The 21,233-nt window shown below is 64.7% G+C and carries 1 protein-coding gene (running past one end of the window); it reads left to right on the top strand.

Features of this window, described 5'->3' with window-relative positions; genetic code table 11:
* A protein-coding gene (locus ACIBI6_RS39540; protein ID WP_396960212.1) for a LuxR C-terminal-related transcriptional regulator crosses the window boundary here: on the top strand, positions 1-21,233 show its 3' portion. 36,508 nt of this gene lie to the left of the window's left edge; 21,233 of the gene's 57,741 nt are visible here — the last part of the coding sequence; the start codon falls outside the window, past its left edge; its stop codon occupies positions 21,231-21,233.

Here is a 21,233-nt window from a genome sequence, read left to right as displayed (position 1 = left end):
AGCCCGGTGTCGCAGGAAGTATCAGCCACAGCGTGGGCCTCACCCTCGCCCAGAAGACCGGCTACTACATCGCTGCGGTATCTCAGCACCACCGATCGATCGGCATCGACACCGAACACAACGAGCCGCTCTCCGAGGTGCTGCGCAATCGCATCGCGCTGCCCGACGAACAGGCCTGGCTCGGCCGGATCGGTACGCACCGCGGCATTAACTGGGACCGAGTGCTGTTCTCCGCCAAGGAAACCGTCTACAAGGCGTGGTACCCGCTGACCCACCGCCCGCTCGACTTCGAAGACGCACTCATCACATTCGATCTCGACGAGGGCACCTTCCACGCACAACTACTGGTCGAGGACCGATCCACCGTGGACGGCACACACCTGACCGAATTCCACGGCCGATTTCTGGTCGAAGGTGGCGTAATCCTGACCGGAATCGCACACCCATCGGATTCGGAAAGCGCACCGCCGACACCAACCATCGAAGCGGTGGCTGACACCACTACGGCTACCCCGCACGATCGCACCGCGCCGAGCCCGCAACCACACGCCGCAGCACCACTTGGTGGCGGAGAACCACCCCGTGCCCCGCCCATCACCTCGACAGACCTATCCCTGGCCGAAACCCTCGGACTACTCAACTCGGATTACGCCGCCGGAACGGACGACAGTCGACCCCACCCGCGATCCGAAACACCAACGGCAGTACCTACGCCACCCGACAGTGACGAAACCCGCACGAGCACGACCACACCAGGTGATCCCCGCGCAGATACTGGACCGGCGAGGTCAGCCGAACGCCTGCGGCAACTGGTCGACGGACATATCGCGCAAGACCATCCAGAACAAGCGGTCGATCTGCTTCGGAGAGAATTCGATAAGAACGATACCGATATCGAACACCAGATATCCGAATTGGAAGCTGCGCACGGTATCACGACGGCAGCCGAGCGCGCGCTCGAACTCCGCCTATTCATGGAGGACAAGTTCAGCGTCATCGCCATGGTCGCGGGGCAAGACCGACCCGAGACCATATTCGGCGGCCCCGAAGAATGGGCGAGCTGGCTCGATGCTCGACTCTTCGCCCGAAACCGCCGCGAGCAGAACCTGGATATCGAATTCATTACCGAAATCCAGCGGAGGCTGATGGTCCGGCACCACCCAAACATCGCTGGGCAGCTGAAAGAGAACAACCAGTGGGGTTTCGGTGCACTGGCGCGCCCGCTGACCGAAGACGAGATCGCCGCGATCGAAGACAACCCACTACTGACGTACGAACCCGGTCCTGTCGACTCCGGCCCGTACGGAATCGTCTTGTTCCCCGAAATAGACGGACGCCCTGGTGCACGCCGCATGCGCCGTCTGACCGCACCGCTCACCGACGACGAAAAGGCCGTCATCGATGCGAATCCGTTGCTCGGGTTCCGTCCGCCCGGAATGCCGACCCGCCCGCACGGCGTCATCGTGTATCCGAATTTCGGTGGCGCCGAGGGCTGTCGCGAGTACCTGGAATCGATATGTCATTGGTACAACATGGCCATCCGGGACCCGCATAGTGACCGCTACCGGGTCGCGGCGGAGCTGCAGCACAGACTCGTCTCCGGTCACGCGCTCTTCAAAGGCGATGACTACTACGGCCGACTCTCCAGGGTTTTGATGAATTGGGCTTTGGAACGAGCTGGCCTGTACCCCAGTGCCATCGTGGAATTCGAAAACGATCTGCTGACGCCGTTATCGCAGTGGGCCGAGCAGGTCATGGCCGGAAGCATCCGCTACGGCCAGTGGGCGGCCACGCTCGACCGAATCGGGTCGAACGCGGATCCGGTGATGCTGTTCGGTCTCGGACAGATGCGGCGCGACTACTTGCAGAACGGAGGCACCTCCACCCCGTTCCCACCAGGCGAAATGCACGACGGCGGGGCAGCCGAACGACTCCTGGCGCAACTCAGGTCGCATACCGCTGCACCAGCCGAGCAGATAGTCAACGCCACCGGCGAGACCCAACTTGTACCTGAGTACGTGCGCAAATGCCTCGTCCAAACCGTGCGTGCAGCCTGGGCCATCGGGTACGACGACGCAACCGTCCCCACCGACAACGAGGCCGAAACCTGGAAAGAGCTAACCGACAGCCTCCACAGCAACTACACCCGAATCCCCGTACCTGACACAACAACCCCTGACAACACCCACGACGCCATCACCGCCGCAATCTCCCGCGCCATCGACACCGTCGAAGACCCGAACAACAAGACGGCCGCCATCGCCTTCGTCATCGACGACGGCCACACCGCGCACAGCTTCCTCATCACCTCCGAAGGCAAAGGCAAAACCCTCGTCTTCGACACCAACATCCCCACACCCAACCAGCAAACTGACACCACACCGGAGCAACAACAACCCAAACGCATGCCCCGTGTCCGCGACCGCGACCAATGGGAACAAACCTTCCCCGAAACCTTCCCCGAAATCAAAGACGCCTTCCTCCTTGAATTCACCAAGGACAGCCGGGGTCGTCTCCAACTCGCCGCCCGCCCCGATACCGACGGCCCCACCCGAGAGCAACGCGGGCACCCGATCAAAGGCCGCCCCGGCAACCCGGAAAGCCCGAACGGACCAGCGGTTACTCTCCCGGGTGATTCCTCCTCGCAACTTCGACTCGGTCCCGCCCTGACCGAGCTTCGAGAGCGGGTGACTGCGGGCTTCCGCATGATTGGCGACGAGGCGGGCGCATCGGACGTGTGGCGTATGCGCGACCGCAATCCGATGCGGCGTGGTTGGCGTCGGCAGTTGATCGCGCGCATGATCGGCAACGGTCAGCTGGACATGGCGCGGTTGCGGGAGCTCGCCGGCGACCGTCCGGCGGGGATGCGGCTCGAACAGAGCCGCCACGCCTTGGCCCAGCTGTTTGCCGCGCAGATTCGGGCACTGCCGGACGAACTGCGAGCGGAAATCGGACTGTTGCCGCCGGACGCGCCCGCTGAACGGGTGCGGGCCGTCGTCGACGCGATCGCGGTGAGCGGCCGAGTGCGCACGGTGCTCGGGCGATATGGCCGCAGCGTGTTGCTGCGGTCGGGCCGACGGTTGTCAAGGCTGAACGCGCTGCGCGCCTACGTCGACGAGTTCAACTCCGCAGTCCGGCTGCGCAACGACCTCCTCGAACTGGAGCGGTGGTACGCGGACGCCTACCGTCGGCGCGACGAGCCGAACCGGCGGGCATGGTACGAAACTGTGCGCGCCTGGGTCACAGAGCTCGAGCAGTCCGCCGCTACGCTGCGCCACCTCGACTCCGCGGACACCCAGCAGCTGCAAGAGCGACTGACCGAGCTACTGACGCAGAATGTCGTCGTCGCCGAGGCCACAATCGTCGACGGAACCGGTGCCGCATCGTTCGTCGGCGATGTGGTGGTGCGGGGCGGACGCATTGTGGCCACCGGCCCCGCCCTGCCCAGACGGGTCGGCGCACCCGTCATCGATGCGAAAGGGCTCGTCCTCGTGCCCGGCTTCGTCGACACCCACACCCATGACGATGTAGCCGTAACGAAGTGGGGCACGCTGGACTTCAAGGTCAGCCAAGGCGTCACGACCGTGGTCACCGGCAACTGCGGTTTCAGCATGTTCCCGACCGTGGATCCGCAAGATGCGGCACAATTCGCCGAACAAGCCGCCGCGGTGCTCGGCGTGATCGACCAGCCATGGGACTGGCCAACAATGCGGTTCTGGCTGAACATGCTCGGTCGAAAGGCATTGGGGCAGAACGTCCGTCCGCTGTTGGGACACAACGCGGTGCGGGTTGCCGCGATGGGACACGACGCGCGCGAAGCCACCGAAGACGAAATCCGCACGATGGAAGAGCATGTCGAGGAGGCGATGCGGGCCGGTGCGGTCGGCCTTTCACTGGGACTGATCTACGGCGGAGCCACGGCGACCCCGCAGGAACTGACCAGTCTCGGGGCTGTCGTCCAACGCCATGACGGTCTTCTCGTGGCGCACATGCGAAACGAAGGCGACGGCCTGCTCAATTCCGTCGCCGAGATGTTGCGGATAGCCCGTGACACCGGAGTCGCAGTCCACCTCAGCCATCTCAAGGCCACCGGCCCCGCGAACTGGGGAACGATGACCGAGGCGCTGCGCATGATCGACGAAGCCGTCGCCGACGGCTTGGACGTAACCGTCGATGTCTACCCCTACCCGAGTACCGGTCTCATCCCGATCTACCTGCTGCCGCCCTCAGCCCTGCAGGGCGGCATGGACGAGACGATGGCCAGGTTGCGCGATCCCGAGCGGCGCGCGCGGATCCGCGACAAACTCGTCGATGGGGACCCCGACTACCTGGATTGGGAGAATATCCTTCAAGGAGACACCCCTGCGGCGCTTGTCCTGACATTCGTTCCGGACGAGGAATTGAAGCGCACGGAAGTCCGCAGACATGCCGAGGAACTCGAGCGACTGCGGGGAGCCGCGAATCAGGAAGAACTCGAGCGCCTGGAAAATCTCAGGCACGCCGAAGAACTCAGGGCGCTGGACGAGCTCAAGCGGCTGGAGGGTCTCAATCTGGAGCAGGCGGCGGAGGCCCTCGGCATGGAGGTCACCGAAGTGGTCTGCCATATGCTCGAAAAGACCAGGGGCGACCTGACTTTCGTCTCGCTTTGCCTGAGCCCGGAGGATATGGCGCGGGTACTGCGCAAGCCCTACAGCATGATCGGATCGGACGGCCTGCCGACCGATGCGGAGAAACCGCATCCCCGGCTGTACGGGACCTTTCCGAAGTACTTCGAGGAGGCGGCGCGGCTGGGAATTCCATTCGAGGAAGCTGTCCGCAAGATCACCTCGCTGCCCACACAGCGATTCGGGCTCGGAGATCGCGGTGTCATTCAGCACGGGAAAATCGCGGACCTCGTCCTCTTCGATCCCGAGGCGTTCCAGGCCGAGGTCGCCACCCTTACCGATCCGCGGCAACCCGCTGCGGGGGTCAGCGCGGTCATCGTCGGCGGCCAGGTGGTCCTGGCGGATGGCGAGCTCCAGAAAGCACGGCCGGGTGAGCTCCTGGCACCTGCGACACCGAACGCCGAGGATCCGGAACCCGCACCGGTTCATAGCGATTCCGTTGCGCCCGCCGTCTCGGACGATACGGAAGTATGGACGCAGTTCACAAACGATTCCGAGCACTGTGTGGTCGGTGCGGCGGAGCTGGTCGCGGACCTCATCGGCGACGAGAGCATCCGGGAGCGTGCGGCCAAGCGGATCGGCAAAGGAGCCTCACGGGTTCGGACGATGCAGCGAATCTTCGGCGCCGCGTTGCACCGAGGCGGCTGGGACTCGGTGAGTCGGCACGGCATACCGAAGACTGAGCAGGAGCGGACCGTCGAGGGGTGGATGGCCCAACGTCCGGGGTCAACGGTTGCGCTGGTCTTGCAACGTCCGGGTCCGGTCGGGCGCAATGAGGTGGCGAATCACCTGATTGTGCTGCACAACCGAAGCGAGCGGGTGGGCGAGCCCGATGTGTGGGTGTCCTTCCACACCGACGACTCGGCACGGCTTCGGGAATGGGAGCCTTTAGCGGATTGCCTGCGGCGCCTCGATGACGAATACGGCCTGGATCTGGATAGCCTCGGGCCGTTCGCAGGTATGGCATTCGTCGACGGCGAGCCGGATCAGCACCTGGGCAAAAGCGTGGCAGCCCGGCTTCGAACGTGGCGGGAGGGCCGCAGAGTCCGCGGCCGGGTCGGCTCCGCCGCCGGGCTGGAATCGCCGGATTCGTCCGCGCAGCCCGAATCCGATTCCGCCGACTCGGATCCCACTCCGACCGCCGACGCGGGCGAAGCGATCGGGCAGGTACTGCCCGCCGATGTGAGCTCGGCCGAGATCGTCGGGCACGAGCGGTCCACCACCTTGTCGGCCCCCGGACCCTCTGTTGCCGGATCAGCGACCAACCGGCCAGGGTCACGCGAAAAACCTGTCACGCCAGCCGGATCGCGGACCGTGCAGAATCCCGATCCCGCCGACGCGGCGGCGCGACTCGAATGGTTCCGCCGTATGGCGGTCGACGGTGACGAGGCGGTGGCTCGAATCCGCAACGGTGTCGGCTGGATACATATGTGGCACGATCCGGCGGATGGCCACGCGGACGAGATCGTCGGTGCCCTCCGGGCGTTCACCGCGTCCGCCTCGGTCAACCCGGTGCTACGCGCGATGGGCCGAGGGCTGACACCGCAGCAGCGGATCGAGCTTTCACAGCGCGAGGTCACCGCCGAGGAGGTGTTCGCCGCTGGGCGCGGCATCGGCTGGCCGGACACACCCCAATTCCGAACTCTGGCGGAAACCCTTGCGGCCCAAATCAACTGCATGGATTGGGCGTTCCGGCATGCGGCAGCCTCAGTGGGGCCGGTCAAGCTGTACCGGAGACTGGACAGCCTCGAGCGAGTGTTCGGCCGACGCCACGGGCTCGTCAACTTCGGCTTGACGGACACCGGATTGATGTCTGCTTCCGTACTGCCGGGTCGCCACGTCGACTTGCCCGTCCAAATCATCATCTACGTGGACACCGGCGCCCAGCTTATCGATGTCGAGTCGATATCGATCATCGACGAGGGGTTGGCAAGGATAGACCAAGAAGCGGAACGAGAGATCTTGATCCCGCGGAGTTCGACACTGGTCCCGCTCTCCGAGCCCGCCGAGGAGAACGGCATCATCACGTTCGAGGCCGAGCTCATCACTTCGCCGCACGAATCGAGCGAGGTAGACGGGGAGCAGCCGACCCGCCACGGCGAGCCTGCGGACATCCGCGCCGAATCGGCATCTGAAGCCGATCCGGCGCGGGGCGGTACAACCGAACTGGAGCCGACCGCCGGCAACGACCAATCGAACACCGTCGAGCCGGGCCAAGTGCGAGCGCCGGCCGGACGGACGATCATCGAAGGTCTCGGTCTGCCCGCCGGAGTAGCCACGGCCGAGATCATCGGCAAGGATCCGACGGCGGCGCTGCTACCGGAGGAGCAGGTACTGCTGGATGCTCTGAAGACGAGTCCGGACGGGGTGCGCGGACGCGAAATCGTTTACGGACGCACGGTCGCGCACCGCGCGCAGGCACGCCTCGGCGTGCCGGTCGCGCCGGTGCTCCGTGCAGGCGGGGGGGCGACTGGAATGCCGCTCTGGCAGCCCGGTCTCGTCGGAAGCATCAGCCACAAACAAGGCCTCACCCTTACCAGCAAAACCGGCTACTTCGTCGCCGCGGTATCTCGGCACCATCGCGCGGTAAGCATCGATGCCGAATACAACGAGCCGATCCCCGATGGTCGCCGAGATGGCATGTCGCTGGACGCGGAGCGCGCCTGGCTCGACCGGATCGGTACCGACGGTGACGTGCACTGGGACCGAGTGTTGTTCTCCGCCAAGGAAGCTGTCCTCAAGGCGTGGTACCCGCTGACACATCGCCGGCTCGGCTTCAAAGACATGCTGATCACGTTCGATATCGAACGAGGTGAATTCACCGCACGACTGCTGATCGCGGATCGCTCCACCCTGGACGGCCCACCACTTACCGAATTCCACGGTCGATTCCTGGTCGAAGGCGGCATCATCCTCACCGGAATCGCTGTGCCGCACCAGGACTCGGAAGAATCCGAAGCGGAAAAGGTCGAGACAGTCACGCGTCCTCGGCCCACCGGCGAGGCCACCGTCGATAAAGCGCCCGAAGCACGACCTGCCGATGGCGACGAAAGTGACTCGACGACATCGGAAGCCAACGACGCGCGCACGGTCACACTGACCGAAGCCGAGGCCCTCCTCCTCCGCGTGGTCGCGCAGGGCGGCGAGGAGATGCCACGCGAGACGATCGGGGCGGTGCTTCGTATGCCGCCCAGGCAGCTCGACCTGTGCCTGGCACAGCTCAGGGACAAGGTCGGGACCAGCGACGCGGGTCGGCTGCTACCGCACGACGACGCGCCGACATCGACCGCAGCGCCGACGAATGTCCTCGAACTCTCACCGGTCCAGGTGGAGATCCTTCGCGTCGCGGCTGGGCCTAGCGCGACCGACGACGATCCGGCGACCGTATCCCCAGCAGTCGTGCACGCCTTCCGAAATCGGATGGACGCCGAACGCGGCACCGATACCGCAAATACAACTCAGAACGAGCCGACCGACCGCGAGCGACAGGTACTCCGGCTTGCCGCCGAAGAGTTGTCCTTCAAGGCGATTGGGCGGATTGTCGGGGTAACGGACAACACCGTACGCAACGACCTCGCCATGCTTACGGTCAAACTCGGCGCACCTGACCGAGCGACACTGCTGGACATCGCGCGACGGGTTCGGGTCGCCGACCGCCCATCCGCCGAACCGGTGCCCGAGCCACCCGCCGACGTCAAGCTGGCGCGCCGGGAGAGGCAGGTCCTTCACCTACTGTCCCAAGACCTTTCGAACACGGCCATTGCCGCGGAGCTCGGCCTGAGAGAGCGCGCAGTGCAGGTCTTGCGATCTCGTCTCCGAACCAAGCTCGGTATCAAGGACACCGACGCGATGGTCGCGTGGGCCGTGCGCAGTGGCGTCGTCCCCGCACCAGCGAACCAGCCCGTCCACCCCCCCGAAGACGCAGCTGTTGAGCAGGCGCGAACCCTACTGCAGGCGCGCATCGCCGCGGTGCTCGTCGAATCGGGCGATCCCTCCTCGGTGGAACCCGTCGGTCTCGAACAACAACGACAGCGGTCGGCCGGATCCGATTCCGCGACGCAGACCGATGATCCGTATGCCGACTGGTTGCGAAATCTGGGCGATCGGGGAGTGGATACCGAACAGACGATGTCGGATCTGAGGACGATTTGGGAGTTCCTCCGAAATGATCCCAAGTGGGCCTTCGATGCCGGACACACCTACGGTGCCGTTGTCGTATTCGGCAGCCCGGACGATGGTGGGTCGGCCGTTGCCACGAACTTTGTTCATGATCAGGGGCTCAGCGGAATCCCGGTGGTTTTCTCTGGTTATGACAAGATGGCTGCCAAGTCGGGCCAGGCGCAACGGCCCTGGGCAACAGAAGCTGCCCGGTTCAGGTTGGTAGCAGAGAAACTGGGCCTGGTCTCCGATCACATCATCGAGGAACCAAAGGCTGAGAACACCAGGACTAATGCGGCGTATTCCGTAACTCTGCTCGAGGAACTCGGTCATGACGTCGAATCCATCATCGTCGCCAGCACGCCACACCACGCACGGCGAGTGTGGGCGACGATCAAAAAGCAGAGCCCAAAGGTCCAGCACATCGCCATCGTCGGGGCGGCGGTTTCGGTGGAAAACTACATCCGCTACGGGCTGCGATCCGATATCGATGCGGATCCGACGCCACACGAAGTCGTCACGGAGATCCTGGCCGAAATAAAGGGTTTGCTGGAATCCCCCAGCAGGGGTCACATTGTCGAACAAGAGATTCCGCTGGAGATACTCGCGGCGTATCGCAACCTGACCGAGACGTTGGGCCTTCCAGCCGCACACAACCTCGCTGAGTACACGGCCCGCGCATCAGAAAACCGCGACCAGTTGTACCGAGCCGCCGGCTCGATACCCGGCGAGACCAACGACGATGACGACCCTCCGGGCGGCGGCACCACCCCACGACCGAGCCCCGAACCCACCGGAGGCCCGACGACGGGTGGCGCCGGATCAGACATCGACAAGGCCGTAAACCCGAGGCCCGAGCGTGTCCCCGATGACGCTGAATCAGCACGCACCGAAACCGCGCGGGAACGGATCGGATTGCCCGCCGACGCGGATCCGATGCCGTCAGCGGCCGACCGGAACGTCGACGTCGAGCAGAATCTCGCATTTCTCGCCCGCCACCACGACCACTTCCCGGTCAATTACACCACCGACCCCGGACTCGTATACATCCCCGACCCTGGCCACCCGCCGACCGATGTACTCACGACCGGCATCACGCCGCCCGGCGAAGGCCCCCTAACCACATACCGCGACATCGATCAGGCCCGCCGCTGGTCGGCAACCGGACGCGTCTACGTCGCGCGGCCCGAGGCCGGATTCCTGCGCGCCGACCCCGACCGATCCGTTCAACTCATCGGCGGAATCACCGGATCACGGATACTCGGCTACTACCACTTCGGCCCGGAGGTACCGCTCACTCTCCCATACGGTTTCGCCACTCCCGCCCACCAGGCGGGCGACTGGATCCCCAATTCCGTGCACGGCGACGCGGCCCCGGCGCCCTTGCCAATAGGCAATTCCGCGGACTCGTCCATCGATGTCACCGAACCGACACCGGTCACCGACCGGATGATCGACGACAACCAACCCGCACCGGAACTCGATCTCGATGGACCGCTCTATATTGCAGCGCCACCAGCCGATCTCGACGGTCCGCTATATATCGCGGATACCGAGAAAACAGCGCAGTCGAAAACCAGCAATGAGCAGGTCGTTGAAAACCGACATCCGTCGGACTCCGAACACGGAGTCGGCGACGACCCGGATTCGGCAAGCTTTTTCGTTACTCTCGAGCCGGTCTTTGCCGAGTATCCGATCTTACGAGACCTGTTGCTTTCGGCCCAGGATTACCGGGCGCTCGGTAGCGATGAAGGCCAGGTGATGCCGAGAGATGTGGCGTTGGCGCTGCGCGACGCCGCCGTGCGATTCGGCCGTAAGGTGTCCACTGGTCACTCCAACGACATCTACCTGCTGGGTGAATTCGCTATCCGCATTCCGCGGGCAGGCGCGGTCCAACTCGACTTCGTGCTCTGGCCGAAGGAGTTCCGGACGGTGCACGCGATCGCGCAGCACGCGCCGCGCCTCCGGCGGCGGATACCGCAGGTACTACACGCGAAAGTCGATCACCGGGACAATCTCATCTTCGAGATTCAACGGCGAATAGACGGCACACCGGTTCGTGACCTTCGCGAAGACGAGGTAATGAATACGATCTACTCGATAGCCGGGGAGCTGGCCCAGGTGCCCGTGCCACAGGATTTACTTCCACTCCCTGACGGTTATCCCGAATCCGGCGACTCGGTGGGGTTCTTCCGGATGCTGATGGACCACTTCGAGCAGCTGTATCAACGGTACCGAGCGATCCCGGCGTACCGGGCCGTGTTCGACGAGCTCGACCTTCCGGAGTCGCTGACCGCTGGGTTAGAGTCGGAACTGCCCTACATTCGTTCCCAGCCATTCCGCATCCTGCACGGGGATATCACACAGGCAAATGTGTTGCAGACGCCGCTCGGCGTGATGCTGGTGGACTTCGGCTTGGCCATGTACGGCCCACCGGATTTCGAAGCGGCGATCATGCGGCATCGCAGTCCTGGCACCGTGCACGGATTCGATCTCCTCCCGTCTCATCTGCTCCCCTATTTCCAACTTTTGGACCGAGTGCGCGTTCTGCACGACACGATCCGCCTTACGGACGAAGCGGCCACACCCGACTCCGCCCCCGACAAGACCTTCGAGCTCGCCTGGAACGTAAGCCAAGCATTTGCCATGGCAGCCCAGTCGTGGCCCAACCATCCGGTGATGCCGACGCATAATCGGGTACTCGACGTCGCCTTTGCTGCTCGCGTGCGGGAACCCGACGACGAACTCGACGAACCGCTCTACGTGGTCGGCGAAACCGATAGTCCACCCCCAACCGGGAGCAATGTCCCTGAACACATCCGCAAATGCATCATCCAAACCGTGCGCGCAGCCTGGGCCATCGGCTACGACAACGCAACCATCCCCAACGAAAACGCCGAAACCTGGAAAGAACTCACCGACAGCCTCCACAGCAACCACACCCGAATCCCCATACCCCACACCACAACACCCACCAACACCACCACCGCCTTCACCACCGCCATCAACCACGCCATCGACACCCTCGAAAACCCCAACAACAACCTCGCCGCCATCGCCTTCGTCCTCGACAACGGCCACACCGCCCACAGCTTCCTCATCACCTCCGAAGGCAAAGGCAAAACCCTCGTCTTCGACACCAACTCCCCCACACCCCAACCAACCGACACCACCAACCCCAACCAACAACCCAAACGCATACCCCGCGTCCGCGACCGCCACCAATGGCAAAAAACCCTCCCCCAAACCTTCCCCCACATCACAGACGCCTTCCTCCTCGAATTCACCAAAGACGAACACGGCCACCTCCACCCCAAACCCCAACCGAACACCAACGGCCCCACCCAAGAACAACAACAACACCCAATCCTCGGCACACCCACCGAACCGACGAGCGAGACTGCGGGCGAATCAATAATCACCAAGGAACAGGCCGATGCGCTGCACGCGCAAACCCTGGAGCGGGAGCCGGATCACAAAGACGGTCCGCATGGGGTGTGGCTGCTGGCGGATCCGCGGCCGGGACACTCAGGCGCGCGGGTACTCGTTCGGCGAGTCCGAGACGTCCACACCGAAACTCCCGAGATCGTCCGTGCCGCATTGAAGGTCGTGCCGGGGACAGGTCCCGCAGGTGCGATCCGTGACCGTAGCAGTGTGTCGAGCGGAACCAGGCAGATCGGTCCCCCCCTGCCCCGAACTTTGTATAGGCGCGGCGATCTACTCGTTCAGGAACACACCCCCGGATCACCGCTGACCGTCGCCGATTTCGTGGACGCTGACATGTCGTTTCGCGCCGAAGCCGCCGAGGAGTTGTTCGAGCAACTCGCCCCGGTCGATGGGCCACCCCCACCGTCGTCGACGTCCCGTGGCGAGTGGGAGACACGACTTCGTCATGCGGTGCGCACCGGGGAGGCGCAAATCGCGAGTCTCGGGCCGGGTTACGGATTGCTCGAGCTGCCGCAACTGTTCAAGACGTTTCCGCAACGGTCGCCCGCGGCCGACGACGATCAGGCAGTGTGCATGCACGCTGCGGCGAGCCTCGACAACCTGATGCGTACACCGGATGGCGAATTGGCTTCGCCGGGCTGGGAATTCGCCGAATCCGGTCCGCTGGAATGGGTGTACGCGACATTCCTCGTCCGCAATCCCTGGCCGCCCGAGGTGCGCTGGCAGGTACACAACTGGTGCATTACGCGTATGCAGGAGCGCGGCCGAACGGCGCTCGAAGACTTCCAGCGCTACCTCGCGCTCGAGGCCCGAATTGCGGCCATCGATTTGGCTTTCCGGTCGCCGGCGGTCCGCAGCGGCAGCGCCGTCCGGCCCACCGATCTGGAGCATGCGTTACGAGAGAATCTCGAGATCGTCCGGCGTACCGTGCTGTACGAACCGATGCTCGATCCGACATTCCAGCGCCTGCTCGACGACTTCTCGAGGCTCAGCGCGCGCGGGTGGCTGCCGGAACAGGACCGTCTCGAGATCGCGCCCCGGCTCGATGAACGGCGAGCGCCGAGTCTCACGAGTTCGGTCCGTGAGCTGCTGGAAAACCCGGAAACCGGCAAACGGCGGCTGCACGGGTTGAACAGCTCCGAGCTGTGGTATTCCCGCCCGCACAGGCTGGAAGTGACTCAGGCCGCCTACGAAACCGTCGACCCTGACAGTGATGTGGTGGTACGCCTGCGCATGCGGGCCGTCGTGATGATCGGCCGAGCCGAGTTCGGCGATGTCGACCTGTGTTTCGATCTCGACACCGCCGGGACCGTCACCGCCTACGTCGATGCCGGTCCGGCCGACGAATTCGTGCCGGGGTATCTGGAAGCTCGTGGCAAGGTCGGACGGGGCTCGTTCATCGATATGGTGCGCCACTTTGTCCGTGGGGCCGGTGCGGACGTACAGCGCATGCGGCTTGCCGACGACACACCGAACGACGTTCTGCACAATCGCAACCGACTCCTTCAGGCGGGACTCACGCCGAGCCCAGAGCTGTCGCAATGGCTTAGCGAACCGTGTCAGGCCGTGCCGGCCGCCGCGGCACCGGCGCAATCGCTGCTGAATCGGCGTCTCACCCAGGACGAGGTGCTCCGGGTAATGGATCGGGTGCACGTCACCCAACCGGACGAGTATGAAAACCAGTGCGGTGTCTGGCATCTGCCGCTCGAACCCGGCACAGGATCGGACGCCGGCCCGATGGTGACGGCCCGGGTGTATCTCCCGGACGCGAAGCAGCTGAACTTCGACCTGGACGAGCTGGCGGCTACGGCCACAGAGGCCTCGGACACGCTCCACCAGGCCGGGGTGCACGGCCCGCGGCTGCTCTTCGACTCCGGGGTATCGGGGCTGAATTTTGGGACGTGGGTAACGATGCACCAGTTCGTCCCGGGGGATGAGCTCCTACCGGAGGAGGGCTGGGAGCGCACAACCGAAGATGTCTTCCCCGAGTTGTATCGGCTGCACAACAGGGCCGCCCCTGACGGTTTGCCCAGGTCGCAACACCGCTGGGACGAAACACAAAAGCGTCGGGTTCGTGATCTGGAGCACACCGATGTCGACCACCGGCTGGACGCGCTGACCGGCGGGGTACCGCTTTTCGCCACCTGGATGCCGATGGCACCGGGGACGGGAAGTCCGATGGGGTTCGCCCACGGAAACCCGATCCGTCGCAAGATGCGACGCGGGGCGGACGGACGCATCGGATTCACCGACGCAAAGTCGGCACAATTCGCCCCGATCGCCTGGGATTGGGCCCGGTACTTCCTCGGAAACGACTGGCTCGACGACGCCGGGCGGGCAGCGACCGAAAAGTGGATCAAGGCAATGCTTGCGGAGCACTTCGGGCAAGGGGCGGTCACCGACTTCAACCGGTACGTACTGCTGGAGGCTCGGAAATCGATCGCCGGCGACGCCTATCGGCTGCCCAAGAAGATCGCCGCGCGCATGGTGTCCCTCGAGGAGGTCTTGCCGGACTTCTACCGCAATATCGTGCGCGTCTGCAAGGCCGCCGATCCGGACCGGGAACCGCCCTTTTCGGAGGAAGAGGTCGGTCAATTGCTGGCGGAATGGTCCGAACGCGAGCTGGATTCGTACATGCCGGGCGCATCCTCCGAGCGGACGCCCGCCGAGGTCCGTACGCCCCCTCCTGCGGTGGTGCCGCAGTCCGATTGGGCCAAGCGACTGTTCACTTACTTCCGGCGTTCCGGTACGCAACTCCGGCCCGAGGAGGTGCGGGCCATGCTGGCGCTCAGGCAGCGCTGGGATGGGCCGCCCCGGTTGGAACCGATTCAGGTGCGGCTCGAGAATACGAGTGAGTCGGGCACCGGCGTTGTGGCCAGGATGTACGTTGACACCATCGTCATGGACGGTACCCGGGAGTACGACGACGCGGAGATCATTTTCGAGCTGCACGACTCCGGCCGAATCACCGCGATCTGCTATGAAGCCGACGGATTCACACCGATCGATCGGCTCGCACTGGAGTTCGTCCGCGACGCCGGCGCCGACCAGCTGAGGCTGCTGGTCGCCGACGGGCCGGGGGCTGCGCGAGCCGGATTCGATTGGGACGAGGCCCACCTCGAGGAAATCCGGGAGGCCATCGACGCTGTACTCGGCGCGTACGAACATCGCGGTTCACCGGTGCCCTACAGCGTCGCCGAGTTGAGCCGCCGGCTACGCGCGGGAGATCTTCCGACACCACGCGAGTTGCTCAACGGCGGCGTAGATCTCGACGATGTTGCCGACCGTCTCCGCTACCACCCGCACGCGTGGTGGGGACAGATCGAGGTGGCCACCGCATCGGACGCCGGCGGCGCCGTGTGGAGCAACCCCGCACTGCCACAGCTCGAACGGCCTGATGATCAGCCACCCGCACCGGCGTCGCTACCTGTCGATATCCAGAGTGAGGGCACCGGCAGCCTGGATCCGAGGGCAGTTGCCAGGCTGATTCTGCGCGCCGCACTGCGAGCTCCCGATCGGCAGGGACACAACAAGCTGGTGTGGTTCGACCGGGACGACCGAGGCAATCGGGTGGTCGTATCCCGAACGCTGCCGACAACCACCGAGGCGAAGGACCTGACCCGCAATCCCCGTCCGGCCGACGGCGTTTCCCGCTGGTTCCATCGACTCCCGTTCGAAGCGGCCGATGCCGAGCGTCATGCCGCAGCGGCTGTCGATGTCCCTACGGAGTTGTACGCGTGGGGCCCGTACCAGGTGAGACTGTATGTCGACGGGCGCACCCCGGTACCGACGGATTCGGATTGGGAGGCCGTGCTGGACGAGATGTTCGCGGTGAAGCGCCGGCTGCTCGAGCTGCGGCTGCCCCCGTATCTGCAAAAACGGACGGTCACCGAACATTTCCACCTGTACCTGGACTTCCAGCGACGCAATTACCGCAGTCGCCCGTTGTGGCTGGACAATCTTTTCCAACTCGCGCCGCACCAGGCATGGTCGCCGGACACCGATGACGAGGCCTGGCCACCGAGCCTCAACCACAACGACATGACCCTCGACAATGTCCGCATCGCCGACGACGGCACCGTCGCCTTGATCGACTGGGACAACGCGGCGATCACACACCCGCTATGGGACTACGTGACCATGCTCTGGTCTCCCTGGGCACCGGCTCAGGCCGAGGCCGTCGAGAACAAGATCAGGAGCGAGGTCCGCGGTCTCTTCGGAGCACGCGGCGAGGTGGAGTTGGACCGGCTACTGACTATGGCATGCCTGGACTCGCTCTACGCTGACTCGACGAACTTCGTCGAGCAGATCGCGCGGGATCCCGACAAGATCGACATTTTGGTGGGGCGGTTCTACTCCGACTACCAGCGGTTGTGCCGCCTGCGCGGCTGGGAGCCGCAGTCACCGCAGGTGGTTCGCGGTCTGATGACGCGCGAGGCGAACACGATGCGCGCGGAGTGGGAAGTCGAACCACTGCCGGAGGAACCCTATGTGGCACCGGATTCGGCGCAATTCACCCTGGTGAGCCCGGAGTCGGTGCTGCCCGCTGCCGAATTGCCCGGCGACGACGAACTGCTCGCAGTCGTAACCGGCCTGCTGCGCCGGGAGTACGGCTCACGGAACTATGCCCTGATGCCCACCAGCATGAGATACACCGAAGACGCGGGGAACCGGCGTCTGACAGTTTCGTCCACGATTATCGCCGACGGCATACGCGGCATCAACGAACCGGGTGACATGCGGTTTCATGTGCAGCACGAGGAGAATGGCCGCATCACAGTGACATTCGACCATCTCGAGATGCATAGGGGCTTCCAGGGCAGTCGCTTCGCCCAGCATTTTGTTCCGCGGCTGCGCAGCTGCGTCGGCGCGGGTGGACGGATCATCGTGCCCATCCATGGCCGCAGCGGCTTCCGAGTCGCCGCGCTGCACGGTCTCCGGCTGGATCCGGATCCCGAGCGTCTGGCCGAATCGCGGGAAAGCACTGTGCAACTGATGAGCGCGCATGGGCTCCAGATCGTCGCAGATCCCATGCTCGACAGGTTCGATCGTCCGGCCGAGGCACGGCCCACCTTCGCCGAGATGGCAGCGTATTTCCGGCCGTCGTCGGATGACTTGACCGATGAGCACCGGTGGTGGGGCGTGCTGGACGGCACGCCCGCGGACGCCACCGATGCGAACCCGGACGCGCCGCCTGCGCAGTCCCCGTCGACTCTCACGGCGACTGCCCCGCGCAGGCTCCGCACGGCCCGGCAAGATACCGATACCGACGATCCAGCACTGACCGAACCACAGATCGAATTTTTCGCCACCCTAGTCCGCAACCGAGCCTGTTTCGTGGGAAATCACCACGGGGTCTGGATCATCACAATGCCGAACGGCCGCAAGGTCGTCATCCGGGTGGCGACCGATACCCCGAATCCCAATTTCGATCCCCGGATCGGCCTCATCTTCGGAGAACCGTTGGCGGTGAAGCTGTTCCAGAAGGCCGGTGTCCGAGTACCGAAGCTGCACCACATCGGCGCACAGGACACCTACCCGGAGAATTTCCTGATCCACGAGCACCTGGATGGAAGTCATCCCACTCCGGACCAACCATGGCAGCTCATGGCTGAGGCGGTGTTCACCGAACTCGATCAGGTACACGCGCTGCACGCGGACGAATGGGGCGACACCGAGTATGTGCGAACGCTGCCCACGAGCCGTGTCGAATGGGAGCGGCGGCTGATGCGTGAGGTGGCGCGGATCCGGCTCGAGTACGACCGGAAGCACCCGAAGGACCCGCACGACTGGACCGACCGGCTGCACGGCGAGCTGGGCATGCCCGGGCTGCACGAGATCTTCACCGTCCGTCCCGAATCCCCGGACGACGTGAAGATCGGTGCTCTGCACGGCGATCCGACCTTCGGCAACATACTGCGCCGCGGCGAAAACGATGCGGAGATCGCGCTCCTTGATCTGGAGTTGTCCCAGCCGGGTTCGCCGGTCTGGGATTACGTCGCGTTCGCTGCACGCAACCCCTGGCCCACCCCGGCCGTCCGGAGTGAGGTGGAGAACTGGTGTCGGCAGCGGCTGTTGGCCTACTACGGTGCGAAGGCCGTCGAGGACTTCGACCGGTATCTGGTGCTCGAGGCGTGGAAGTCCGCCGCGGGCGACAGTTTCCGGTTGCCACTGCGGGTCGCCAGCGGTCAGATGTCGCTCGCCGATGCCGCGGAGCCCTTGCACCGCAATCTCACTCGTATATTCGAAGCAGCCGGACAACCTGCGCCGTCGCTGCAGGACGTGAGTGATCACATCGACCGATGGGCGCGTCGGCTCGTGCGGCTGCGGGATCATGAGCAGACGCCCGCCGAGTCGGCCGCCGATGGCCGAGCGCCAGCCGACTCGGTTGCCGGCGCGCAGCCTTCGACCGAAACATCCGAACTGCCACGCCTGTCGATACGCGAGCTGTTGCGGCACGGCAGCGGGCACGCCGAGGCCGACGCGGAATTGCGAGACGCGGTGGCCGCGATGAGTCGCGGCGACGGGCGCGCCCGCCTGAACCCGATTGCGGCACAATATGAATTGCTCGGCGAGGCCGACGGGGAAATCGTGAGTCGCATCCGGATGCACACCGTGCTGATGGACGGTCCCCGCGAATACGGTGATGTGCCGGTTGTTTTCGAACTCGACCGGGCGGGCCGGGTCATCGCCCGCCCGGAGCTCGAGGCCGACCTCGATCAGCTCGCGGCTGAATACGGCGGACCGTACCTGCTCGGTCTCGCCGAGGACCTCGCTCGCCGGATGGGCGCCGACGCGCTCTGCATCGCGGTCACCGGCAAAGAGAGTGTGCAGGCGGCGCAGCACGGATTCGGCTGGGATACCGAGCCCGGCAGGTTGACCGAATCCACCGCCTCGGTGCGGGCCGCCATCCGTGCGCAGGCGCTCGTCGAGACAACGCCGGCGGATGAGGCGGATCCGCTCCCGGAAAGTCCCCAAGAGCTGCGCCGCCAGACCGGACCCGGCGTCCTGCGCGCAGCCCGATGGTGGGCGAGCAAGGATCTCACCGACCCCACGGTGCCGACGACTCCGATCGAAAACCGCACGGCCACCCACCAGCCGGGCGGCGATGAATTCCTGCCCGACGCCACCGAGGCGGCCGGGGACAGCGGTATGGCGCCCGAACAGGTTGCCCAGATAGCGGTGACGATCGCGATGGAGCCGCCCCACGCCCGGGGGCACTACACCCATGTGTGGTGTGTCGCCGACCGTGACGGAAGGATGTGGAAGGTGCGACTCATCGCGGCCGAGCCCGGCGACAAGGACATGGCGGCCAATCCCACCCATCCGAAACTCCTCAACGGAGACCGCGCCTTCCATCGCATCGACCTGACCGAGGAACGGGCAGAAGAGCTTGCCCGCCAAGGCGGCGTCGATGTACCGGAGACGGTGGCGCAGTGGGGCACTCGTTCGGAAGGCCGTGGCGTCAGTTCGATCCGCCGCATGGGTCCGGGCCGCATTCCCACGACCGCTGACACCGACCGATGGGAGACCCTGCGCGGAGTGTTGCAGCAGTTGCGGCGGATGCAGGCGATCGAGCTCCCCGACGACCTCGCCGCGCGCACCCTGGCCGAACACGAGCAGCTGTATCGGAGCATGCAGCGGATCAAATACGAAGAGCGACACCAGATCTTGGACGCGATGCGGATTCCGATGCCGAACGAGATATCCGTACCGGGCGACACCGCATGGGAGTCCGGTCTCAGCCACGGCAACGCGACCTTCCGCAACCTGTGGGTCCGTCCCGACGGCGAAGTGGCACTGGACAACTGGAACCTCACCGGCGTCCGACACAAGCTGTGGGACTACGTGACCATCTTCTGGAACCCATGGGATCCCGAGGATCTGGACACGGTAACGACAATGGTCGAGAACGAAATCCGCGATCAGTACGGTGAAACCGGGATAGCCGAGTTCCGCCGCCTGCGCGCCATAGCCTGCCTCGACTCGCTGTACAGCGACTCCAACAGCTTCGTGCAGAAGATACGCATCGACCCGCGCCAGGCCAAGACACTGACCCGCCGCTTCTACACCGACTATCTCACGCTGTGGAGATATGCCGACTCGACTGGGCTGTGGCCCTTGCGCGGTACGACCCCCCTGCGCTACGAGCAGGTCAGCGAACTCATGATGCATGCCGCGAATCCGAGCCTGCCGCGGCCCGCTCTGCTCGGTGCCGACCTCGATTTGAACTGGGCGGCGTTGTCCGCCCCGCAGGACGCCGCAGCACCAGGCGCGGACCTATCCGCGGTTCCGGCGATACCGGATCTCCTCGCCGAACACCTCAGCGAGGACGAACTCCTGACGAGATTGTCCGGCCTGCAGCAGCAATTCGGCTCCGGCCTCGAGCTCGTGCTGAACCGCGTCGAATATCTGCGCACGGGCCCCCGAGGGTTCGTTTCCGGGCTGCGGATCCGCGGCGTCTTCATCGACCGGCGCAATAACCCCGCCGAGGTGGGCGATCTCGATCTGAGCATCGAGTGGGACGACAACGATCGACTGATCGCCCGATTCGACAACCTCTGGATCGAGCCGTGGCACGGTCACACCGGCTGCAGCCGTGACGTTGTTCCGGCACTGCGGGATTACCTGCGCAGGTGCGGGGTGGAGCAGTTCAGCGTGATGGTCCGCGGCCGGCGCGGGGCCGCGGCCGCGATCCGCCACCGGCTCGACTGGGACTACCGGGCCGACCCGCAACGCCTCACCGAATGCATGCGGGGGTTGGGCCTGCGGATCCAGGCCCATCTCATGGTTACCCCGAACCCGCAGGTCTCGCTCGGGCTACAACAGCTACTCGAGGAGCTCGAGAACCCGGCCACCGGACGCTATCCGACCCCGGCAGATATAGCCCGCCACCTGCCGCCGGGCATAAATTTGGCCACCTTCTTCGACGACTTGCACTGGCAGGGTGTCGCCGCTCCGTGA

The organism is Nocardia sp. NPDC050412 (genome assembly GCF_044458825.1).
GTDB lineage: Bacteria > Actinomycetota > Actinomycetes > Mycobacteriales > Mycobacteriaceae > Nocardia.
This window is presented reverse-complemented; position numbering and strand designations above follow the sequence as displayed.